This window comes from Staphylococcus sp. Mo2-1, assembly GCF_046721385.1.
In the GTDB taxonomy this organism is placed as follows: domain Bacteria; phylum Bacillota; class Bacilli; order Staphylococcales; family Staphylococcaceae; genus Staphylococcus; species Staphylococcus equorum_A.
The window spans coordinates 1,788,855-1,811,509 of sequence record NZ_JBEUUK010000001.1 but is presented as its reverse complement, the minus strand read 5'-3'; the positions used below and the strand labels follow the sequence as shown (position 1 = coordinate 1,811,509).

Genomic DNA, 22,655 nt, shown 5'->3' with positions numbered 1-22,655 from the left:
CATGTATCAAACCAATTCAATTTTAATCCTTAGTAAAGAGATAGGGATACTTGACAAAATGTCATAGAAGGCATAATATTACATATAATAAAATTTTCAGAAAACTGATATGGGGGGACAGCATGTGACAGCCATTAGCATTCTTGATCAAAGTCCAATAGATAAAAATGAAACAGTAAACGACGGTATAGCTCGTACCGTTGAATTGGCACAACTAGCAGATAAATTAAATTATACAAGGTACTTTGTTGCTGAACATCACAATATAGAAGAAGTAGTCGGTACGAGTCCGGAGATACTTGTAACACATATATTGAATCACACAAAAAATATACGTGTAGGTTCTGGTGGCGTAATGTTGCAACATTATAGTCCATTCAAAGTTATAGAACAATTTCATTTCATTAGTCATTTAGCACCTGGAAGAGTCGATTTAGGTATAGGTAAAGCACCGGGAGGCTTTCCTTTAGCAACACAAGCGTTGCAAACAGAATTCAAGTCACCTCAAACAAGCTTCAATGATAAATTTCATTTATTAAATCAATTTAATAATGGCGATTTTTCTGAAGACGAAGATTATCGACAATTACAAACAACGATTCGCAATAATGAAATACCTACACCACAAATTTATCTACTAGGTGGTAGTGAACGTTCTGCTCAATTTGTCGCTACAGAAAAAGTTGGGTTTATATATGCATTTTTCATAAATTCAAATATTGAAACATTACAACAAGCCCTTAAAGATTATAAGCAACAATTTCCTGAAGGCAGAGTCATTGTAGGAGTAGTCGCCGTTGTATCAGAGAATAAAGAAGAACAAGCAATAGTTAAAGAAGGTAGCACAAATTACGCTTTACATTTCGAGGACGGTAGAAAAATCACTGTCAATACAAAGGAACAAGTAGAAAAATTTAAAAAACAAAGTGACGAAGACTTTGAAGTTGAAGAAAAACAAATAGATGTTTTTAATGGTTCCGCAGATGAAATTAAGCAACAGCTCAATCAATTAAATCATGACGGCAATATAGATGAATTTATGCTACATATGCCAGTTCAAAATCATAAATTAAGAATTAAAACAGTAGAACAACTAGCTATAACGAATAACAAAGAAAAGCAGAAAGAAGGGGTATTATGAGTCAAAATAAAATCGATTTTGGAATCATGTTAAACGGTCCTGGTGGTCATATGCATGCTTGGAAATCTAAAGACGTACCGAGTGATGCCAGTACAAATTTTGAGTTTCAACTTGATGTCGCTAAAAAAGCTGAACAAGCAGGATTCAGTTTTGTATTTGTAGCAGATGGATTATTTATTCATGAGAAATCTATTCCACACTTTTTAGATAGACATGAGCCGTTAACATTTTTAGCTGCGCTTGCGCCGGTAACTCAACGTATTGGGTTAGTTGGTACCATTTCAACGTCATATAGTGAACCCTTCACTGTTGCTCGACAACTCGCAACAATCGATAAAATCAGTCACGGCCGTGCAGGCTGGAACATAGTAACTTCGCCACTTGTCGGTAGTGCTGATAATTATAGTAAAGGAGACCATCCTGAACATGATGTCAGATATGATATTGCTGAGGAACATCTTCAAGTCGTTCAAGGATTATGGGATTCTTACGAAGATGATGCCTTTACATTTGATGTTGAGACTGGTGCATATTTAGATAAGGAAAAAATGCATACGTTAGATTATAAGGGACAATATTTTCAAGTTAAGGGCCCATTAAATGCCAGTCGTTCAGAGCAAGGTCAACCTGTCATATTTCAAGCGGGTGCATCTCCTAAAGGACAAGCATATGCAGCTCAATATGCTGATGCAGTATTTACTTTAGGTGAATCACTGGATATTGCTAAAAGTAATTACGACAGTATTAAATCACAAGCCAAAACGTTTGGGCGTGATCCACAAAACATTAAAGTATATCCTATATTATCCCCAGTTATTGGTAAGTCGAGCGATGAGGTAGAAGCACGCTTTGATGAAATAAAATCATTGGCGACAATTGACGAAGCTTTAGATTACTTAGGCAGATATTATGATCATCATGATTTCAGTCAATATGATCTCGATGCACCGTTTCCAGATTTAGGTGAAGTGGGGCAAAATAGCTTCCGTGCAACTGCAGATTCTATCGCGGCACGTGCAAAACAAAATAATTTAACATTGAGAGATGTTGCTTTAGAAGAAACAGCTCGTCGCTCTCCTTTCACTGGAACTTATGAAGAAGTAGCAAACTTACTCATTGAATGGTTTGAACATGGCGCAAGCAGATGGATTTATCTTCGGGCCTCATATTAACGGACCTGTATATGATGAATTTTTAAATAATGTATTACCTATTTTAGAAGAAAAAGGTTATTACGATAAAGCATATCAAGGAGATACATTACGCGATCACATTGGTATTCCTTTTAAAGAAAATAGATATAGTAAGTCAGAAGTAACACATTAATACTCAATAAATAATAAAGTGGATAGACGCATATGGTTTTATAATGTTGTGTCTGTTTTTTAAATATAAGGAGTGAAGTTCATGTCAGAATCAAGTACAACATCATATGAACATGTAAATCATAGTAACGTCAACAACACCCTAGAGCAAACTGAAACAAAAGTGAAAAGAAAATTCCAATTACCTCATGTGCTAATAATGATGCTTATTATGATGATGTTTGCTTGTTTATTGACGTATGTCATTCCCGCTGGACAATTTGATACGAGTAAAGACGGATCAATGATACAGGGAACTTATCATGCGATTTCACAAAGTCCAGTGAACCCATTTTATGCTATTACACTCATACTTAATGGGGGGATACAATCGGCCCAAACGATTACACTATTATTATTTATAGGTGGCGCAATGGGCGGTATATTACAATTAGACTCTGTGACAAAATTAACGAATTATATGATTTTTCGTTTCGAACATGCAGGTGCATTACCATTAATTATCGGGTTGTTTTCTTTGATGGCGTTTATCGGCTTCTTCGTTGGTGGAGATCAAATGATCGTGTTCGTAACGCTTGGCGTCATACTCGTAAACCGTTTGAAATTAGACCCTATTATGGCACTAGCGATTACATTCTTACCTTTGTATATGGCATTTTCAATTTCTCCATCAGGTATGGCTAAAATTGGCCAAATTGTTTATCCTGAAGTAGCGCTATATTCTGGTTATGGTGGAAGAGCTATCATGTATGCAGTGTTTTTAATTATCACCTTGTTATATGTGATTTGGTACGCAAGAAGAGTCATTAAAGATCCCAATAAGAGTATGATGCCGACGCATACGTGGCTGTTTAATCATAAAGACAAAAGTAATGATGATATGGCAATTGAAGATAGACAAGTAAATTGGAGAGATATCATCGTAGCCGCATTAGTCATTGTGACGCCGATTATATTAGCCTTAGGTAATGGTATGTTAAACTGGACAGAAAAATACGGCAATGGTGTATTTATTACTGTTTTTGGCATTAGTTTTGTTTTAGCCTATTTAATAAAACAAAAAGGGACAACTGCAATGGTTGATGGATTTTTGGAAGGTGCTAAACCGATGTTGGTCGTAGCATTTGCGATTATCATGGCAAATACAATTAGTGTTATTTTAGAAAAAGGAAAGATATTAAGTACAATTGTAAACAGTCTTACTACACAACTTGATGGTTCATCATCTGGCATGGTAGCTGTTATCGTCTTTATTGTCGTAGGTGTATTTAATTTCCTAGTACCGTCTGGTTCAGGATTAATGAGTGTGATGATTCCTATTTTACAACCTGTAACTAATGCGTTAGGCGTTAATGATCAAATGCTGTTAACCTCTTTATCGTTTGGTGGAGGGTTAGGTAACTTAATTACACCAACTTTAGGTGCAACAGTAGGTGCTATCGCGATTGCCAAAGCAAACTTTGGTTCGTGGTTTAAATTTATGATACCACTGTTTCTAATTTGGATTGTCGTTGGTTCAGTTATACTTTACATCTTTACTGCTGTAGGTTGGAGCGGCGGCGTTTAAAAAATAACAAAAATATAAGGAACAATGATGTACTGTAATATTTTAGAAGTCATATTTAACTTTTAAAATAACAGTTTTCATCATTGTTCCTTTTTATTTATTGTGCAATTGTAAGCGTGAAAGGGACGTCATGTGTCCATTTTTGAGTTGGTGGTTCATCCGTTATGACTTCGGTGATATCACTGATTTTGGCAAAGGAAAGTGTAGAAGAAATATCGAATTTACTTTTATCAATAAGTGCAATTACATTTTCACTTTCTCGTACCATTTGTTTTTTTAATTGAACTTCAGGTAGTGAGAAGTCTGTTAATCCATTATCAAGTGTAAAGCCATTTGCGGATAAAAAGAAATAATCAATATGATACATTTCTAATATTTGTGAATCTATATTACCAGTAATAGCATTTGAGTCCTGGGAAACAAATCCTCCAACTACTAGAACAGTTAAATGGGGGTTCTCTTTTAAAAGTACCGCATTTTCTAAACCATTTGTAATAATTGTAAGTTCCATAGTAGTTTCTGCTAATAATTTTGCTAATTCATATGTTGTAGAGCTTGCATCAATCATAATGCATTGTTGGGGTTCAATCTTTTTTAATGCATATTTACTAATTTTATACTTTTCACTATGTTTTTGTGTCAGACGATAAGAAAAGTTTAATTTAGAAGTCATATTTTCAGTTACTTTTGCACCACCGTGTGTTCGAGTGACTTTGTTTTCACTTTCTAAACGTCTAAGATCACTCCTAACGGTTGCTTCTGTCACACTTAAATAATCTGAAAGCTGTTTAACAGTCGCACGTTTGTGTGATTTTATATAGGTATATATATGCTCTCTTCGTTCATCCGCGTACATTTTCATATGAATCATATCCTCCTTCGTATCATAAACTATTTTAACATAAATCGTACACAAGCAAATAAAAACAAGACAAAACGAAAATAAATGAAAAAATATTTGAAAGAAACGAAAAAATATATTAGAATTGTAGTTGTAAATGAAAACGCTTTCTAAAAAGTGGAGGAGCTGTTAATAATGACAAAGAAAAATTATCCGGAAAAAATGAATGCTGTTGTAGCTTATGCACCTGGAGAATATAAATATGAAACTGTAGATACGCCAACAATTGATAATCCTAAGGAGATTGTCGTTAAAGTAGAAGCTTGTGGAATTTGCGCAGGTGATATTAAAGCATATGATGGGGCACCTAGTTTTTGGGGTGATGAAACACAGCCGTCATATATCAAAGCACCTATGATACCTGGACATGAATTTATTGCACGTATTGTAGAAAAAGGTAATGAAGTCACAGATTTTGAAATTGGTGATCGTGTAATTTCTGAACAAATTGTACCTTGTTGGGATTGTAGATTTTGTAACCATGGACAGTATTGGATGTGTGAAAAACATGATCTATATGGCTTCCAAAACAATGTAAACGGTGGTATGGCAGAATATATGAAATTCACGAAAGAAGCAATTAATTATAAAGTGCCGGAAGATATGCCAATTGAAAAAGCAATTTTAATAGAACCTTATGCATGTAGTTTACACGCTGTACAACGTGCAAATGTTAAACTCGGTGATTTTGTTGTGTTATCTGGTGCAGGAACTTTAGGTTTAGGCATGGTGGGTGCTGCTAAAAAATCAGGAGCTGAAACGTTAGTAGTGCTAGATATGAAAGATGACCGTTTAGAATTAGCAAAAAAATTCGGCGCTGATATTGTTATGAATCCATCTAAGGTAGATGTCGTCAAAGAAATTAAAGCGCTGACTGAGGGGTATGGTTGTGATACTTACATCGAAGCAACCGGTCATCCTAAATCAGTAGAGCAAGGTTTGAGTGCAATTAGAAAATTAGGTCGTTTTGTAGAATTTTCGGTATTTGCAGATCCCGTTACCGTGGATTGGAGTATTATATCAGACCGTAAAGAATTAGACCTAATGGGTAGCCATTTAGGACCTTATTGTTACCCGCTTGTTATCGATGGTATAGCAAAAGGAGATTTCCCAACAGATGGTGTTGTGACGCATCAATTAGCACTTAAAGATTTTGAGGAAGGTTTTGAACTAATGAAAAAAGGTGATCAATCATTAAAAATCGTTCTGGTACCTTAAACAGCTAAGTACAAATACAGAGCATCGTAAAAAGGAGAGAATTGAAATGAAAAAAATGATTAATAACCCCGATAATGTCATTGAAGAGTTAATGACAGGTTATGTGATTGCCTACCCTGACTATATTAGACGTTCAAAACTTCATCAAAGGGCGTTAATTGGAAAGAAACGTGATACGAATCGAAAAGTAAGTGTATTAATAGGTGGTGGTTCAGGACACGAACCAGCGTTTCTGGGTTATGTAGGTAAAGGTATGGCAGATGGTGTCGCTGTCGGTAATATATTTGCTTCTCCATCTCCTATTCCAATACAAGCTGTAACTAAAGAAATAAGTTCAGGACACGGTGTGCTATACATTTATGGTAATTACGCAGGCGATTTGATGAACTTTGAAATGGCTAGTGAAATGACTGAAATTGAAGATGACATCAAAACCGCAGTGGTCATAGGTAATGATGATGTTGCCTCTTCAAAAGATATTGATGATCGTAGAGGGATAGCTGGAGAGTTGTTAGTGTATAAGGCGGCAGGCGCAGCAGCTGATTTTGGCTATGACTTAGAAGAGGTAAGACGTATTGCCCAATTAGCTAATGATCATACACGTTCAATGGGTATTGGTTTAAGTCCATGCTATTTACCTCAAACTGGAAAACCAAGTTTTGATTTAGAAGAAAATGAGATGGAAATTGGTTTAGGACATCATGGTGAGCCTGGTATTGAAAAAACAACAATTCGCACAGCAAAAGAAACAGTCCATGTGATGATGCAAAATATTTTAAAAGAAGGATTATATAACGCTGACGATGAAGTGGTTGTATTGGTTAATGGCTTAGGTGCAACCTCTCAAATGGAACTGTACATCATAAATAAAGAAGTAGATGAAATTTTAAAAGAACAAAATATTAAAACATATAAATCTTATATAGGTAATTTTATAACTTCAATGGAAATGGGCGGCTTTTCGGTGACTTTAATGAAATTAGATGACACTTTGAAATCTTGTATGGATCATCCTGTAGATTGCCCAAACTTTAAAGAAGTGTAGGAGGAAGTAGTTATGGCGTTGACGAGTCAATCATTTAAAGCATATATCTTAGCGTTAACAACCTTATTTGAAGAACAACAAGATGTACTTTGTGAATTGGATAGGAAAATCGGTGACGGTGACCATGGTGTAACGATGAATATTGGTTATCAAGCCGTACAAAAAACGATAAATAATGAATTACAAACACAAGACGATATCGCAAAGATTAGTGTTGCAGTGGGGAAAAGTTTTTTAGATGCAGTTGGTTCTTCAGTTGGTCCACTCTATGCTTCTGGTTATCTTAAAGCGGCCGTTGCAATAAAAAATAAAACTGAACTAGATGATGAAGCATTATATCAATTTTGGATTGCTTTTAGTAAAGGTATTAAAGATAGAGGTAAAGCTGAAATTGGAGATAAGACAATGATAGATACGCTTGAACCATTCTATAAATCTTTAGAAAGCGCACTAGATGAGGGCGAACCGTTTGGGCCTGCTTTTAATAAAGCACTGGTTAAAGCGAAGTCAGGAATGGATAGCACGAAAGAGATTATTTCGAATAAAGGCCGTTCTAAAAGACTCGGTTACCGTGCCCAAGGACATGTTGACCCAGGTGCGACATCTTCGTATCTCATGTTAGAAACTTTTAAATCATTTATTTAATTACTGTAGCTAAATCTATAAGGAGGAATTAGAATGAAAATAGCAATTGGTGCAGACCATAATGGTTATGAATTAAAAGAAGCGGTTAAAGCTCATGTTGAACAATTAGGACATGAGGTAGAAGATTTTGGTTGTCATCAATGTGCAGAAACTGACTATCCAGATGTAGTCGCTGAAGTAGGTAAAAGCATCCAACAAGGACAAAATGAAAGAGGTATCTTAATTTGTGGTACAGGTATTGGCGTTGCAATCACTGCTAATAAACTCAAAGGCATTCGTGCAAGCACTTGCACATGATTATTACTCTGCAGAACGTGCACAATTAAGTAATAACGCACAAATTTTGACCATGGGTGCTCAAATTGTTGGTATAGAAGTCGCTAAAAAGAACGTTGAAGCTTATCTCAACGTAGCTTGGGAAGGCGGTTCACAGCGTAAAGTGGATAAAATAGACCAAGTTGAGCATAATGAAAACAACTAAAAGATAATTTGAAATCAATTCATATATTAAAAACGCTCATTCCTAATTACAACAATTTGGGAATGAGCGTTTTATTATTTAGAGAGCGCATAAGTGATATTTATTTTTGAAAAGTAAAACATCATATTTTTAAAAGATAGCATTGTATAAATGAATAATGTGTAATAAATTGATTGCAAGTATATAACATGAATTAAAATAATTATTGTAAATGATATGTCTGAAAAATGACAATTAATAATTAATATTGTGAATATACTTTGAATTTAATATGATGAGAGGTACAAGACATAATTAGGGGGATATGTTGTGCAACTGTCTATAAGATTTCCTAAAGCGACGATGTCTATATTTTTCATCACTATAATCATAGTGTTTATGGCATTAACGCAACAAGTGTCAGCACATGCCACACTTGAAAAAGCAACGCCAAACGCAAACAGCGTTGTAGATGAACAACCAGGAGAAATTGAGCTACAATTTAATGAACCAGTACACGCACAATATTCAAGTGTGCAAATTTTTGATGATACTGGAAGTGAAATTGCTGAAGTGAAACCAAGTACAACGGGTTCTTCGCAGACATTATCATTTCCTGTGGATGAGTTAGAAAAAGGAACGCATAATATAAAATGGCAAACAATGTCAGCAGACGGTCACGAGATAAGCGATACGTTTGAATTTTCAATTGGAAAAGAAACTGCTAATGGCATTGACACAACACCACCATTTTATGAAAAAGCAGATTTTTGGTTTGGTGCATTACGCTTTATAACTGAAGGGCTTATTATTACATTATCTGGCCTATTTCTAGTAAATCAATTGGCAAGTAGGAAGGGATTATTAACATTTAAGTCTGATCGATATTTTAAACCCATTGTATGGATGCTTATGATGCTTTCAGTAATAACTGCTTTAGTTTATATGATGACACTTTCTTCAGATGTTGTATCTGATGTATTATCATTGCAAACAGCAAGCACTCACACAAGTGCCATTTGTCTTAGCGATGGTGGCCATCATAGTATTGTTAGGGTTATTTACATTGAAACACATGGCACAGAGTTGGTACGTATTCATCACAATAATAATGCTAATCACATTGAGTATGTCTGGACACGCATGGTCTCAAAGCGTGCCTATTTGGTCGATTTTAATTAGAACAGTACATATAGGCGGGATGTCACTTTGGTTAGGTGCATTGATTTATTTATTATTTGTCATACGTGCGAAATCAAATCAGAATAGCCAGGCTATCAGAGCATTTTTATTGAAATTAAATACAATTGCAGTAGCACTTATTATTATTTCGGGTGTATTGATGTCTATAGATCAAACAAATATATTAGCTATTTGGACTGATATACAAACATGGAGTGCATTGCTCATCGTTAAAGTGGTATTAACGCTCATCATGATGACGCTAGGTTTTTATCAAACGACACGTGCGTTAGGAAAACAACACCGTGCAAATAAAGTAACATTGTATATTGAATTAAGTATAGGACTCATATTGATATTAGTTGGTGTAATTATGAGTCAAATTAATATTCCAGGATAAAGGGAGATAAAAATAATGTTCAAACAAATTATGGCGAGCAATAGTCGCATGTATCATTGCAGTGGGCTTTTCTAAAAGTGCAGATGCACATGTAACGTTAAATCCGGATACAAGTGAACCGGGCTCATATGAAAAGTATGATGTTAGAATTCCAGTAGAAAAAGATGCAAATACGACTAAAATTGAATTAAAAGTACCGGAAGAACTTACAGTAGTTGGTGTAGAGCCTAATGATCAATTTGATCATAAATTAACTAAAGATGATGAAGGTAATATTACAAAAATTACTTGGACAGCAACAGATAAAGGCATTGGTCCAAATGAATTCATCGATTTACCAATTCAAGTCGCTAACCCTGAAAAAGAAGGAGAATTCAAATGGGAGGCTTACCAAACCTACGATGATGGTGATACTGTTAAATGGACAGGCGATGAAGATGCAGAAAAACCTGCGCCTATTACTAAAGTAGCTAAGGGCAACGAAGATACTGCTCGGAAGTAGTCAATCTAGTAATGGTCCAATAGCACTATGGATTGTATCAATTGTTGCAATTATTTTATCGTTAATAGCAATTTTTAAAAAGACAGCTAAATAAAATAGGTGTGTAAAGTTAATTAATAAAATAAATAAAAAGGCGAGTCATCTTAAAAATATGACTTGTCTTTTTAATGTGTAAGTTTGTTGAATTGTCACTGTAATTTTCAAAAAAATATCCTATAATAGCTATAAGGAGGAGTCTCGATGCGCAGAATTTTGTATGCTTTTTTAGTCTATACAATCTTAGGTTTACTAAGTGGGTTTTATTATCGTGAATTAACGTTAGCGTATGATTTTACTGGTGAAACACAACTTGTAGTTGTACACACACATACGTTGATATTAGGTATGTTTATGCATCTTATTTTATTACCTGTAACGAAAGTCTTTAATTTAAGTAGTTATTATCTATTTAATTGGTTCTACATTATATTTAACCTGGGTGTATTAACAACAATAGGAATGATGTTTACTAAAGGGACATATCAAGTCATAGGTAAAACAGTACCAGAATCATTTGCAGGATTTGCTCGGTATCGGACATACAATTTTAACAGCAGGATTTATTTTATTATTCTTCTTGTTAAAAAGTGCAATTATTAAAGATCCTAAAGATGAAAAATAAAATTGAGGATGAGACATGTAATGATGTCTCATCCTTTTTTATTATCTTGATGAGTCGCTTCGTTAATGAGGTATGGGTTAAGAAAAAATGACCGTATAGTTATATTAATTTGAAGAACACAAATAAATGTAAAATTGATTAAAAATAACAGCGTTTCCATTGATAACCGTTATCATTTCAAGCATAATAGAATCAACAGAAAAGATAGATTTTGGGAGGATTCATTATGGATGACGTTATAATTATTGGCGGTGGGCCAGCAGGATTGTACGCGAGTTTCTATGCGGGTTTACGAGGTATGAGTGTTAGAATTATTGATATACAAGATAAACTTGGTGGAAAAATGCATGTTTATCCTGAAAAAATTATATGGGACATTGGTGGTTTAGCACCTAAACCGTGTGCCGAAGTAATTAAAGATACGGTTGCACAAGGTTTACATTTTAATCCTGAAGTGAATTTGGAAGAACGTGTCATAGATATTAGAAAAATAGCAGAACAACATTTTGAAATTGAAACGGCTAAACATCATATTTATAATGCTAAATCTGTCATCATTGCAATTGGTGGTGGGATTATTAATCCTAAGCAATTAGATATCAAAGATGCAGAGCGCTATAAACTAACGAATTTGCACTATGTAGTCCAATCATTGAAAAAATTTAAAAATAAAAATGTATTGATTTCAGGTGCTCGGAAATTCTGCGTTAGATTGGGCAAATGATTTAAGTGGTTATGCCAAAAGTGTCACACTTATTTATCGTAAGGCAGATATTAGAGGCTATGAGGCAATGAAAGATGTGTTGGAAAAATTAGAAGTTGAAAAGTTATCTAATACACATATTCATCAACTTATTGGTGATTCTACGCAAACCAAAATTGAGCAAGTTATTTTAGAAAATACAGAAACAAAAGAACAAATTGTAAAAACATTTGATGAAGTAATTATAAGTCATGGGTTTGACCATGAAAGTACATTACTAGAAGAATCTTCAACTCAAGTTGATATGTTTAATGAATATAGTATTAAAGGTTTTGGCAATACATCTACAAGTATTGAAGGACTGTATGCATGTGGTGATATTATTTATCATGAGGCAAAAGCACATCTGATTGCTAGTGCATTTAGTGATGCTCGCGAATGCCGCAAACTTAGCTAAATTATATGTCGAGCCTAAAGCCACGCCTGAGGGTTATGTATCTAGTCACAATGATGTGTTTAAAGAATCTAATAAAGTAGTTATGAAAAAATATCTATAAAATAAAAGTAAGCTAAAAGGCTATGTGATATGGTAAATGTTACATAGTCTTTTTTTAGGAGTTGTTCGTAAATGATAGAAATAAAGCATGAAGCACCAAGCAATTTCAGAGTATCGAAATTTACGTAAAATAGCAGGATTGAGTGAGAAATCACAAAAAGCAGCAGAGAAAGGTTTAGCTCATGCTTGTTTTGATGTAACCATTTATGATAATCAATTGCTTGTTGGCATGGGGAGAGTGATTGGTGATGGTGGGACAGCGTTTCAAATTATTGATATAGCTGTTAATCCTAATTACCAAGGGCAAGGTTATGGCAAGTTGATTATGACAGATATTATGGCCTACATTTCTGCTGAAGCGGAACAAGGTACTTATGTCAGTTTAATTGCTGATTATCCAGCAGATCAATTATATGCACAATATGGTTTTATCATGACAGAACCGCATTCGGCAGGAATGTATAGAAAATATTAAAATATAACAAAACTGGCTTATTTAATAACATAAACAAATCAAACTTTGTACTGAACACCAAAAGTTGTACTGTGGTTTAGTATATAATTTCAAAGGTTTGTTTTAGATTGTCGACTATTTGTTGGTTGAACTTATATAGAAGAAAATGCACACAAAAATTTAATGAAGGAAAACACCTATAAAAACCAAATGTTTAATGTGCACAAAAAGAGAGGGTATGAAGTCATATGACTTCATACCCTCTTTGAGGTAAAACTGATGTGTTTCAGTGTACCTTTTATATAATGAGATTATTTTGTTTCATTAATATTTGCTTCGTCTGCATTTGTTCTAGAACGTAATTCGGCTTCGATTTCTTCTAAGCTACGTCCGCGCGTTTCTGGTAGGTATTTAATAACAAAGATTAAAGCTACAATACCAATAGCCGCAAAGATTAAGAATACTTGCTCTACTGGTAATACGTCAGTCAAGAGTGGGAAGAATTGTGCAACTAATAAACTACCAATTGACAATACTAATGCCGCCATACCCGTTGCCGCGCCACGTGCACGCATTGGGAATAATTCTGGTAACATAACCCATAGTACAGGACCCCAAGTGAAACCAAAGAATATAATGAAAAGAGTTAAACAAGCAACAATAATCCAAGCTGATGATTGAATTCCCATTGACCATATTAAGATAGCCATGATTAATAATGAAGCTACCATACCGATATTACCGATAATTAATAGGCGTTTACGGTCAATCTTATCAATAATATTAATAGCCACAATTGTAACTACCACGTTCACTGCGCCGATACCGACTGTACCTAAAATAGAAGTGGCATCTCCTAATCCAGCTTTACTGAAAATAGTAGGCGCATAATAAATGATTGCGTTAATCCCTATAATTTGTTGTAGCAAGGCAAACACACAACCAATTAATAGTGTAGGTCGTAACCAAGCTGATTTTAGAACATTCCAAGTGCTGTCAGAAATCTTGTTGATTTCTTTCATATCAGCAATTTCTTTGTCTATTTCACTGTGTTTAAACGTTAATTTCATAACGTCTCGAGCAGCTTTTTCGCTTCGATGTTCAAGTAACCATCTTGGACTTTCAGGCATAAATGCTACACCGATAAGTAAGATGAGAGAAGGTACAATTGCAAGACCTAACATCCATCTCCAACCTTCAATTGGTGTGAAAGCGTAGTTGATTAAATATGATGATAAAATACCAATTGTAATCATTAATTGGTTTAATGAACTTAATGAACCACGTTGTTCTGTTGGTGCCATTTCTGATAAGTATACTGGAACGATTGCGGTAGAACCACCAACGGCTAAACCGATAACTAAACGACCGAGTACTAAGATTTGCATTGATGGTGCTAATGCTAGAATTAATGCCCCGACAATATAAATGATCGCTATGATAAACACAACGCGTCTACGTCCAAGTCTGTCAGACATTGGTCCACTTGCTCCCGAACCAACAATTGCCCCAACGAGCATAGATGAAACGACTAAACCTTCTGTAAAACTATTTAAAGGAATATCATCTTTTATAAATAATAAGGCACCAGATATGACTCCCATGTCATAACCGTAGAGTAAACCACCTAAGGCACCAAGGAAAAAGATGAGTTTCTTATTTATTTTCATTCCCAAACCCTCCTGATTTAATTCGATAGATATAAGTATACGCTTTCATATATTGGTTGTAAATATTAAAGTATAAGTTTTTTATTAATTCATATGTGTTTATATCAAACGGAACATTTTCTATATACGAATATAAATTCATTTATATTTAAAATGCAAAAAATCCTACTTCAAAATAAAATTGAAGTAGGATAGCAAGAACTCACTATTTTACTAGGCTTCGAAATCGATAACGATACGGCCAGAATTATTATGTTCAAGCACCTTTTTAATACTATCTTTTATATCGCTAAATTTGATTACTTGTTTAATTTCATGTAATTGATCTGGTTTTAAGTCTTTAGCTAATCGACGCCAAATATGTTTACGTTGTTTCATTTCAGTATAAACTGAATCAATGCCTATAATACTTGTACCTCTTAATATGAAAGGAAATACTGAACTGTCAAATGTATGACCACCAGTCATACCAATTACTGCGATACTTCCATTGTAATCTATTTGTTTGATAATCTGAGATAAACTTTCGCCACCTACAGGATCAATTGCTCCTTGCCAAGTACGTTTGCCAAGCAGTTTATTATCAGTTTCGTTAATACGAGGTATAACTTCTTTTGCACCGAGTGATTTAAGCTTTTCTTCAACACCTGATTTACCTGTGCTCGCTACAACATCAAAGCCAATAGAATCTAACATCATAACAGCTAGTGTTCCAACACCACCTGTAGCACCACGTACAAGAACGTCATCTTTTTCAACTGAAAGTCCGTTACGTTCTAATTTCTCTATTGCTAATCCTGCTGTATAACCAGCTGTTCCGTAGATCATAGCCTCTTCCAGTGTTAAATCTTTAGGTAATGGCACGATCCATTCTTCTTTGACACGAGCATATTCACTAAATCCACCAAAATGACTACTACCTAAATCGTAACCAGTTACGATTACTTCTTCGCCAGGATTGAATGCGTGCGTATCAGAATGTTCTATTACACCTGCTAAATCAATGCCTGGAACCATTGGATAAGCATTGACAACTTTTGAATTTTCAACTGTTGCTAATGCATCTTTATAATTGATACCTGAGTACTTAACCTTAATCAGCACTTCACCTGCTGGAAGGTCATCTATAGTTATATCTTTAAATTGATTTGTTACTTTGCCGTCCTGTTCATCGACTACAAAAGCTTTAAATGATTCAGTCATTGCCTTAGGGCACTCCCTTATGTATATATTTATGCACAATTAAAAAACTAGAATCAACTTTATCACGTAATTGCAAATTACACAATAAGCCTAGACACAAGGTTTTAGAAGTAAGCGTTTTAAAATAAAAAACTTTTGTGATTATGTGAAAGTAAAACGATGTTGTAAATATACCTTTTAAAAGTAATGGAATTATAATCAAATTATAGTAAAATTATCCTCGGATTAGTATAATAAATTACAAATATGAATTGAGATAGAGGTGGACATCATGACCCAATGTATTGAACGTGTTAAACAATCTGAGGTTAAAATATTGAGAGCCTTGTGCATGACAACTTTTAGAACAACTTTTGAGGCAGGCGAATATTCTGATGAAGATTTTAACCATTATTTTAATGAAGCTTATGCTATGGAGCAACTAGAAAAAGAATTACTAAATAAAAATTCATTCACTTACTTTTATAAGGAAAAAAATGAAATAATTGGTTATTTTAAATTGAATGTTAATGATGCTCAAACGGAAGTTATGGGTGATGAGTATCTCGAACTGCAACGTATTTATTTTCTCCCCCAAGCACAAGGAAGTGGTAAAGGTAGCGATGTCTTTGATTTTGCAGTAACAAAAGCTAAAGAACTGAACAAATCAAAGCTTTGGTTAGGTGTATGGGAGCATAATGCGCAAGCTTATCGGTTTTATCTAAAACAAGGACTTACAGTGACTGGAGAACACCAATTTTATACAGGTTCTATTATAGATACGGATTTAATTATGGAGAAAGATTTATAGATATGAATAGTATTTAATAAATTGTTTAGTTTTCATTAAATTTATATTTTATTTCGAAAAAATTTTGATAAAAGATGTTTATTTTTAAATTTATAGTGAATAACATACTAATTCTCATCTAACTTATTGGGCAAATTAATACATATGGCTAAATCATTAAGTTATGAGTATTAAAACATAAGGAGGTTTTCTATATGAAAAAATTATTAGCAGGGGCTCTGACACTATCTTTAGCTTTAGCCGCTTGTTCAAATGGTGGCGATGACGAAAGTAATAAAAAAGATGATAGTTCAGACGACAAAAAATCTAGCGAAGACCAATCAAAAGATTCTAAGAATGATGACAAGAAGAGCAATGATAGCTCAGACAAAGATTCAGACAAAGATTCAGACAGTAAATCTGGTGACAGCAATTCAAGCGATGATGATAGTTCTGATAGCAACAGTAATAGCGATTCAGATAGCAGTAGTTCATCAAGCGACAGTGGAAATGCTTCAGACAGCAATGGTTCAAATTCAAGCGGTAGTAATGACGCTAACAGCTCTAATAGTGGCGATAGTGCTAATAGTTCTAGTGGTACATATGCTAATGGCGATGCGACTAACAGTGGTAATAACGCTAATGGTTCTGCAGATAGCGCAAATACAAATGGTGCAAATGATAATGCGAATTCTAACAGTGATGCATCAAACAATGCGAATGCAAATGCAAACAATACAAACAATGGTACAGCAAATTCAGGAGCATCAGAATATGTGCCACCGTACCAAGGACAAAATGCGGTTCCAGTTTCACAAAATATTTCGTCAGGAACTGTTGATAATCAGGCCGCATTACAGAATTTACCTAACTTCCAAAACTCATTAGATAATGCAACGGCAGAAGTTAACTCAATTAATGGTCAATCTAATCCTTACAATGATTATGCCATTGAAGGAAGCGAAGGTAACTATAGTTATATCTTTAGTTTCCAAAATCAAGCTGAACCAGGAACATATGCAATTGCTACAGTAGATCAACAAGGGACTGTAAGAGTTGTAGATCCAGCTTATCATCAATAAACAATCGAAGTGAAAATGATATACACAATAAAAAAGGCTAGGAGATCTCATTACTGTAATGAGTTTTCTTAGCCTTTTTAATGTAAGTTTAACGATATTTTATGTTAATTATAAGTTTTATTACACTTTTTAATAATATGAGACAGGGTTTCAAAAGCATGATTATCTTTATTGATAAAAGAATTGGAATGAATCTCTGTCATTTGATGACTAATTAAATCATTTAGCAATGCTTTAGCATCACTATATCTAACAGTAGCTAATGAATGCATAACTTCATCGTAGACGCCACGTTCAGAAATGTATTTAGCATGATTTGGTGTGTACTGACAAACAGTTTTATTAATTGTTAATGCATCAAAAATAATAGAAGAATAGTCTGTGAGTACAATGTCTGAAACTAATAATAAATCTTGAACTTCTATATGTGACGGTGCAAGAATTGCATTTTCAGGAATATAAGAAGATTGATCTTCAATATGTCCTTTAAATACAACATTATATTTATTGAGTAATCCATCACTAATAGGTAATAAATCTGAATCATCGTGGTGAGATTTCCATGTTGGTGCATAAAGTAAAGTTTCTTTTTCAGGGTCTAACTTCAATTCTCGTTTAATAAAAGAAATATAATGGTGATCTGTTTGTTTATCTAGCAAATATCTATTTCTAGGATAACCGCAGTTTAAAATATGTGTTTCTTGTTGCGGAAAAGCAGATTTGAAATATTCTATAATAGATTCACTATCACACACAAAATAATCTTGTTGTAACCATTTATTGTATTTACGTGCGCGGTAATTGTAAATATTTAGATTTTGTGACGGTTCATTACTATCTAAAAACAGTTTTTTTATGGGCGTGCCGTGCCAAAGTTGAATAACAGTTCCATTGGGTTTCAGTGTGTCTGGAATATTACTTTCTAATATCACTACACATGCGCTTTCTATAAGCTCTTTTGCTTTTGGATCATTTGGCTTAATGAAGTTTGGACCATTGACATCATCGGTTATAAAATATATTGGTAATTTTGAAAAATGTTTTGCAAAGTGATTGAACAAGTAACGAGAATTACCTCTAAAACCATAATCAAAGCCTAAGAATACAATATGATTTTTAACTTTTGACGGGTTTTTTTCATATATGTAGCTTTGCTCTCGATGTTTTTTAACTGACTGGCGTTGCATCATATTGAATAACCAGTGAGGCATTTTGAAACCTGTAGAATTTAACCATTTATCAGTAAAACGCATTTGTTCTGGCGCTAATGTTTCATTTGTTTTAAATGGAAGTCCATGTTTATGTTCATATGCTAATTTATTTAAATTGAACTTTGTCGTGTTCAATGGTGTCAGTTTATGTATATCCTTCCATATCTTATTACTTGTAGTGAATGAATGACTGAAATCAAAAGTGACATGACTGTCAGTAGCAACATCATCTTGCAATAGTGATATTAAAGCTAAGTCAAATACATTTTGTATATTAAAGTCATCTATAATACGTCACGTTGTTTCTATATGGAAAATGATGTTTGGATAGTGATTAATATTTTCTATCCAGTCATTAAATGTAATCTCTAATTTACCAAAATAACGACAATCATTTATATATTGTTGGTTAACAGTATAGTCAGATACAATCGTGCAAGGTTTCAAATTAACTGCATCAATCATATTTTGGTGTATTTTTATATTCTTGTTTATTACAACAAAATGTGTATAATTTTCTAGTGTTGCTTTTTTTAGTTGAGTTTCTAAATGTTGCCACTCAGCTAATTCAATTTGTTTTATCATTAATATCCCTCTACTTAATCATTATTGTTACTATTTTACCACGGAGTGCACTTGAGATAAATGAATCCCTTGTACAGCAGGTTTTAAAATTTTAAACTTCGTGTTACGCTAGAAAAAATAACGAAAGTTTTAAAAAGTATATTGTATTTAAGACAGAAAATGTTATAATTTCATTGTGAAAAAAATCACAATAATAAACTACCCCAAAATTAAAATAGAAAGAAGTAGTGAAACGAATGTTTGTAGAAACTTTTAACCCCTTTAACAATGTATTAGTCTCATCTATCATTGCGGCGATTCCTATTATTTTATTCTTGTTATGCTTAACTGTATTTAGAATGAAAGGGATATATGCCGCAATAACTACTGTAGTCGTTACATTAATCATTGCAATATTGTGTTTTAAACTACCAGTAAGTATTGCTTCTGGTGCAGTTGTCGAAGGATTTTTCCAAGGTATCATACCTATTGGTTATATTGTTATCATGGCAGTATTATTATATAAAGTCACAACTGAAACAGGGCAGTTCCAAACTATCCAAGATAGTATATCTAGTATCTCACAAGACCAACGTATCCAATTATTACTTATTGGGTTTGCGTTTAATGGGTTCTTAGAAGGTGCTGCAGGTTTTGGTGTGCCAATTGCAATCTGTGCACTTTTACTTACTCAACTTGGTTTCGCTCCATTACAAGCGGCGATGTTATGTTTAATTGCAAATGCTACGGCAGGGGCGTTTGGTGCGATTGGTTTACCTATTACTGTAATTAATACTTTAGGTTTACCAGAAGATATTACAGGTATGGCAGTCTCACAAATGTCTACGCTAACTTTATTCATTATGAATATGGCGGTACCATTTCTATTGATATGGATTATTGATGGTTTCAAAGGTATTAAAGAAACATTGCCGGCCATCTTAATTGTAAGTATTACTTATACAGTATTACAAGCTGTAATTACATTATTTGTTGGACCTGAATTAGCAGATATTATTCCGCCATTAGGTGCAATGTTAGCATTAGCTTTATTTTCTAAAAAATTCCAACCAAAACATATCTTTAGAATTAATAAAGAAGAGAAACCACAACAAATTGAGCAACATAAAGCGAAAGAAATTGTTTATGCATGGAGCCCGTTCTTTATTTTAACTGTATTTGTAATGATATGGAGTGCACCAAATTTCAAAGCACTGTTTGAGCCAGGTGGCGCATTAGAAGCGTTCGTCTTTAACATCACATTACCGGGCACATACAGTGAGATTGCAAATAAAGCAATTAGTCTTCCATTAAACCTAATTGGTCAAACAGGTACAGCCATTCTTTTAGTAATAATTATTACTATTTTAATGTCTAAACGTGTTGGTTTTGCTGATGGTGGTCGACTATTTAAACTTTCATTTAAAGAACTTTGGTTACCAATCATCACAATATGCTTTATCTTAGTAATTTCAAAACTTATGACGTATGCGGGGTTAAGTAATGTAATTGGTGAAGGTATTGCAAAAACAGGCGCTATATTCCCATTATTATCTCCAATTTTAGGTTGGATTGGCGTATTCTTAACTGGATCAGTGACAAATAATAATACGTTATTTGCGCCGATTCAAGCAGCTGTTGCAAATAATATAGGAGCAAGTGGTGCGTTACTCGTTTCTGCCAATACTGTTGGTGGTGTAGCGACGAAACTTATATCTCCACAATCTATTGCAATCGCTACTGCATCTGTTCAACAAGTTGGTAAAGAATCTCAACTGTTGAAAATGACATTACGCTATAGTATTGCGATGCTCGTATTCATATGTATTTGGACATTTATCTTGAATTTCTTTGTATAGAAATAAATAATTAAAAACGACTACACATTATTTGGCTGTCGACAAAGTCTGTGACTTTGTTGGCAGTTTTTTTGTGCGCTTTCCACAAGTATAAATTTGACTTCACTATATAAGTTTCATACTCGCTTGCCTAAAGCACGGCCTCAGCCTGTATTCTTCAGCTTGTGCTATTCTACTGGACGGAGCCAAATCACTGTCGATACTTAGGTTTAAAAAAACAAATCAAACGTCATAATTAACGTTTGATTTGTTTACGTTTTGGATAAAGTACTATGGCGTGTGTGAATTTAGCATATTTGAAAACTGTTGATAAACAGCTTCAGGAGCATAAGCGACTACGGTCTTGAAACCATTTTCTATAAGGACTTGTTCTTTGAATTCTTGATTGATTAGTCTACGTAGTTTATTCGATAATTCAGTCACGTTCGTGTGATCTATTAAATAACCATTCACGTTATTTTTAATAATAGAATCAGGGCCAGCGTTTCCACTAAAGCTTACTACAATATTACTTTGGTTCATGGCTTCTAAGATAACCATGCCGAAACCTTCGTTACGCGAAGGAATGACTGTAATTTCACTAATTGCTAATTTTTCGTTTAATTGTTGCGTTGAACCTTGTAGTAAAACAATATCTGATAAATTATAACGATCAATAAGTTGTTGTAGCGCTTCTCTTTCCTGACCTTCTCCGAAAATGTGTACTTTATAGCCAAATTTTCTGACGATATGTTGAATAGGATTAATACTATCGATGAGTAAGTCGAACCCTTTTTCATATTCTAAACGACCAGCTGCAGTAATTATTTTTTCTTTTGTGATAGTAAGTCTAGGTTCATCTAAAATGTTTGGAACAACATAAACAGGTGTTTGAATAAATGATTGATATTTAATTTTATCTACAGTAGTAAGTGTAGTCACTTTATCTAAAGCGGTATATGCATCAATGATTTCTTGTTGAAATGCTTCGGGATGGGCTTCAAAATTCATGTGCTCCATGCCAATGGTTTCAATGTTGTTTTGTGCGTATTTTGCAATCAATATATTAAAACTGGCTCTAGTTCCGATTAGAACATCCGTATCAATTTTACGGATGGATCTAATCATTTTTTTCTCTATATAATGTGAAAATTGATTTAAACCCGGTTCGTTTTTTGAAAGTACTTTAGGTTTAGAAAATGAAGTGTATTTATTGATGCGGTTAAAAAATAAATCTTTAAAATTTTTAGGGTGTAACTGATAATTGATCAAAGGTTTTATAACTATAGAATCATGGAGTTCGAAATAAGGTTTTATATCACCTTTAAATACAGAAATGATTTCGATTTTATGACCTTTTTTAGCTAGCGTATTAGCTAATTGTGAAATAGACTTTACAGTGCCACCCATAGCATAAATATTATGCATGAAAAAAGTGATTGATTTCATCCGAGAACCTCCAAATGTTTCTTAACTTAAATTAGAATTCATTATATCATGAATTGTATGATGTTTTTTTATGAGTAGTATCAAACTTATTTAAGTATTTAAAAAGCGT

General features: G+C 33.8%; 12 protein-coding genes and 8 pseudogenes. 15 read left to right on the top strand and 5 right to left on the bottom strand.

All coding sequences use genetic code 11. The features are described from left to right. Positions 1-124 precede the first annotated feature (124 nt). From ABLV95_RS09270 to ABLV95_RS09260, 3 genes and pseudogenes are all read left to right on the top strand, one after another. Complete coding sequence (locus ABLV95_RS09270; protein WP_460875435.1) at positions 125-1,141, top strand: MsnO8 family LLM class oxidoreductase; 1,017 nt, start codon at positions 125-127, stop codon at positions 1,139-1,141. After that, a pseudogene (locus ABLV95_RS09265) lies at positions 1,138-2,467 on the top strand (LLM class flavin-dependent oxidoreductase). Before ABLV95_RS09270 ends, ABLV95_RS09265 begins: the two are co-directional and overlap by 4 nt. 81 nt (positions 2,468-2,548) lie before the next feature. Then, positions 2,549-4,033, top strand: a complete 1,485-nt coding sequence (locus ABLV95_RS09260; protein WP_427706568.1) for a Na+/H+ antiporter NhaC family protein — start codon at positions 2,549-2,551, stop codon at positions 4,031-4,033. Between the two features lie 97 nt (positions 4,034-4,130). On the opposite strand, the gene ABLV95_RS09255 is transcribed toward ABLV95_RS09260, so the two are convergent. Then, positions 4,131-4,895 (bottom strand): DeoR/GlpR family DNA-binding transcription regulator, encoded by a 765-nt coding sequence (locus ABLV95_RS09255; RefSeq protein WP_065338647.1) that lies wholly within the window; start codon positions 4,893-4,895, stop codon positions 4,131-4,133. Positions 4,896-5,069: 174 nt separating this feature from the next. On the opposite strand from ABLV95_RS09255, the gene ABLV95_RS09250 reads away from it, so the two are divergent. From ABLV95_RS09250 to ABLV95_RS09210, 9 genes and pseudogenes are all read left to right on the top strand, one after another. Next, positions 5,070-6,152, top strand: coding sequence for an MDR/zinc-dependent alcohol dehydrogenase-like family protein (locus tag ABLV95_RS09250; protein WP_069817542.1), 1,083 nt, complete (start codon positions 5,070-5,072; stop codon positions 6,150-6,152). Between the two features lie 46 nt (positions 6,153-6,198). Continuing rightward, positions 6,199-7,197, top strand: coding sequence for a dihydroxyacetone kinase subunit DhaK (locus tag ABLV95_RS09245; RefSeq protein ID WP_427706570.1), 999 nt, complete (start codon positions 6,199-6,201; stop codon positions 7,195-7,197). A 12-nt stretch (positions 7,198-7,209) separates the two neighbouring features. Beyond that, a complete protein-coding gene (gene dhaL, locus ABLV95_RS09240) occupies positions 7,210-7,842 on the top strand; it encodes a dihydroxyacetone kinase subunit DhaL (protein WP_427706572.1) in 633 nt (210 codons plus the stop codon). A 33-nt stretch (positions 7,843-7,875) separates the two neighbouring features. After that, a pseudogene (rpiB, locus tag ABLV95_RS09235) lies at positions 7,876-8,323 on the top strand (ribose 5-phosphate isomerase B). A 309-nt stretch (positions 8,324-8,632) separates the two neighbouring features. After that, positions 8,633-9,884: pseudogene (locus tag ABLV95_RS09230) on the top strand (copper resistance CopC/CopD family protein). A gap of 40 nt (positions 9,885-9,924) precedes the next feature. After that, positions 9,925-10,480 (top strand): annotated as a pseudogene (locus ABLV95_RS09225) (YcnI family protein). A 146-nt stretch (positions 10,481-10,626) separates the two neighbouring features. Further along, positions 10,627-11,047: pseudogene (locus ABLV95_RS09220) on the top strand (DUF2871 domain-containing protein). Positions 11,048-11,273: 226 nt separating this feature from the next. Further along, positions 11,274-12,307, top strand: a pseudogene (locus ABLV95_RS09215) (NAD(P)/FAD-dependent oxidoreductase). A gap of 71 nt (positions 12,308-12,378) precedes the next feature. Then, a pseudogene (locus tag ABLV95_RS09210) lies at positions 12,379-12,781 on the top strand (GNAT family N-acetyltransferase). 290 nt (positions 12,782-13,071) lie between these two features. Here the strand turns inward: ABLV95_RS09210 and ABLV95_RS09205 are convergent. Then, positions 13,072-14,430, bottom strand: coding sequence for a glucose transporter GlcP (locus ABLV95_RS09205; protein WP_427706581.1), 1,359 nt, complete (start codon positions 14,428-14,430; stop codon positions 13,072-13,074). Between the two features lie 213 nt (positions 14,431-14,643). Continuing rightward, complete coding sequence (locus ABLV95_RS09200) at positions 14,644-15,633, bottom strand: acrylyl-CoA reductase family protein (protein ID WP_285324144.1); 990 nt, start codon at positions 15,631-15,633, stop codon at positions 14,644-14,646. A 271-nt stretch (positions 15,634-15,904) separates the two neighbouring features. Between ABLV95_RS09200 and ABLV95_RS09195 the strand changes: the two genes are divergently transcribed. Then, positions 15,905-16,423: a GNAT family N-acetyltransferase gene (locus tag ABLV95_RS09195; RefSeq protein WP_427706583.1), complete on the top strand. Its 519-nt coding sequence runs from the start codon at positions 15,905-15,907 to the stop codon at positions 16,421-16,423. Positions 16,424-16,617: 194 nt separating this feature from the next. Beyond that, entirely contained in the window at positions 16,618-17,484 is an 867-nt protein-coding gene (locus ABLV95_RS09190) for a hypothetical protein (RefSeq protein WP_460875430.1), read from the top strand. 104 nt (positions 17,485-17,588) lie between these two features. On the opposite strand, the pseudogene ABLV95_RS09185 reads toward ABLV95_RS09190, so the two are convergent. Further along, positions 17,589-19,280, bottom strand: a pseudogene (locus ABLV95_RS09185) (CDP-glycerol glycerophosphotransferase family protein). 236 nt (positions 19,281-19,516) lie between these two features. Between ABLV95_RS09185 and ABLV95_RS09180 the strand changes: the two are divergent. Continuing rightward, complete coding sequence (locus ABLV95_RS09180; protein ID WP_460875428.1) at positions 19,517-21,118, top strand: L-lactate permease; 1,602 nt, start codon at positions 19,517-19,519, stop codon at positions 21,116-21,118. Positions 21,119-21,388: 270 nt separating this feature from the next. Here the strand turns inward: ABLV95_RS09180 and ABLV95_RS09175 are convergent, their stop codons facing one another. Beyond that, positions 21,389-22,546, bottom strand: a complete 1,158-nt coding sequence (locus ABLV95_RS09175; protein WP_460875426.1) for a glycosyltransferase family 4 protein — start codon at positions 22,544-22,546, stop codon at positions 21,389-21,391. Positions 22,547-22,655: the final 109 nt, after the last annotated feature.

Excerpts from the sequence above, each read along its gene's own strand:
- ABLV95_RS09260 (WP_427706568.1), top strand. The coding sequence starts at position 2,549 with ATGTCAGAATCAAGTACAACATCATATGAACATGTAAATCATAGTAAC.
- ABLV95_RS09255 (WP_065338647.1), bottom strand. The coding sequence starts at position 4,895 with ATGAAAATGTACGCGGATGAACGAAGAGAGCATATATATACCTATATA.
- ABLV95_RS09250 (WP_069817542.1), top strand. The coding sequence starts at position 5,070 with ATGACAAAGAAAAATTATCCGGAAAAAATGAATGCTGTTGTAGCTTAT.
- ABLV95_RS09245 (WP_427706570.1), top strand. The coding sequence starts at position 6,199 with ATGAAAAAAATGATTAATAACCCCGATAATGTCATTGAAGAGTTAATG.
- dhaL (WP_427706572.1), top strand. The coding sequence starts at position 7,210 with ATGGCGTTGACGAGTCAATCATTTAAAGCATATATCTTAGCGTTAACA.
- ABLV95_RS09205 (WP_427706581.1), bottom strand. The coding sequence starts at position 14,430 with ATGAAAATAAATAAGAAACTCATCTTTTTCCTTGGTGCCTTAGGTGGT.
- ABLV95_RS09200 (WP_285324144.1), bottom strand. The coding sequence starts at position 15,633 with ATGACTGAATCATTTAAAGCTTTTGTAGTCGATGAACAGGACGGCAAA.
- ABLV95_RS09195 (WP_427706583.1), top strand. The coding sequence starts at position 15,905 with ATGACCCAATGTATTGAACGTGTTAAACAATCTGAGGTTAAAATATTG.
- ABLV95_RS09190 (WP_460875430.1), top strand. The coding sequence starts at position 16,618 with ATGAAAAAATTATTAGCAGGGGCTCTGACACTATCTTTAGCTTTAGCC.
- ABLV95_RS09180 (WP_460875428.1), top strand. The coding sequence starts at position 19,517 with ATGTTTGTAGAAACTTTTAACCCCTTTAACAATGTATTAGTCTCATCT.
- ABLV95_RS09175 (WP_460875426.1), bottom strand. The coding sequence starts at position 22,546 with ATGAAATCAATCACTTTTTTCATGCATAATATTTATGCTATGGGTGGC.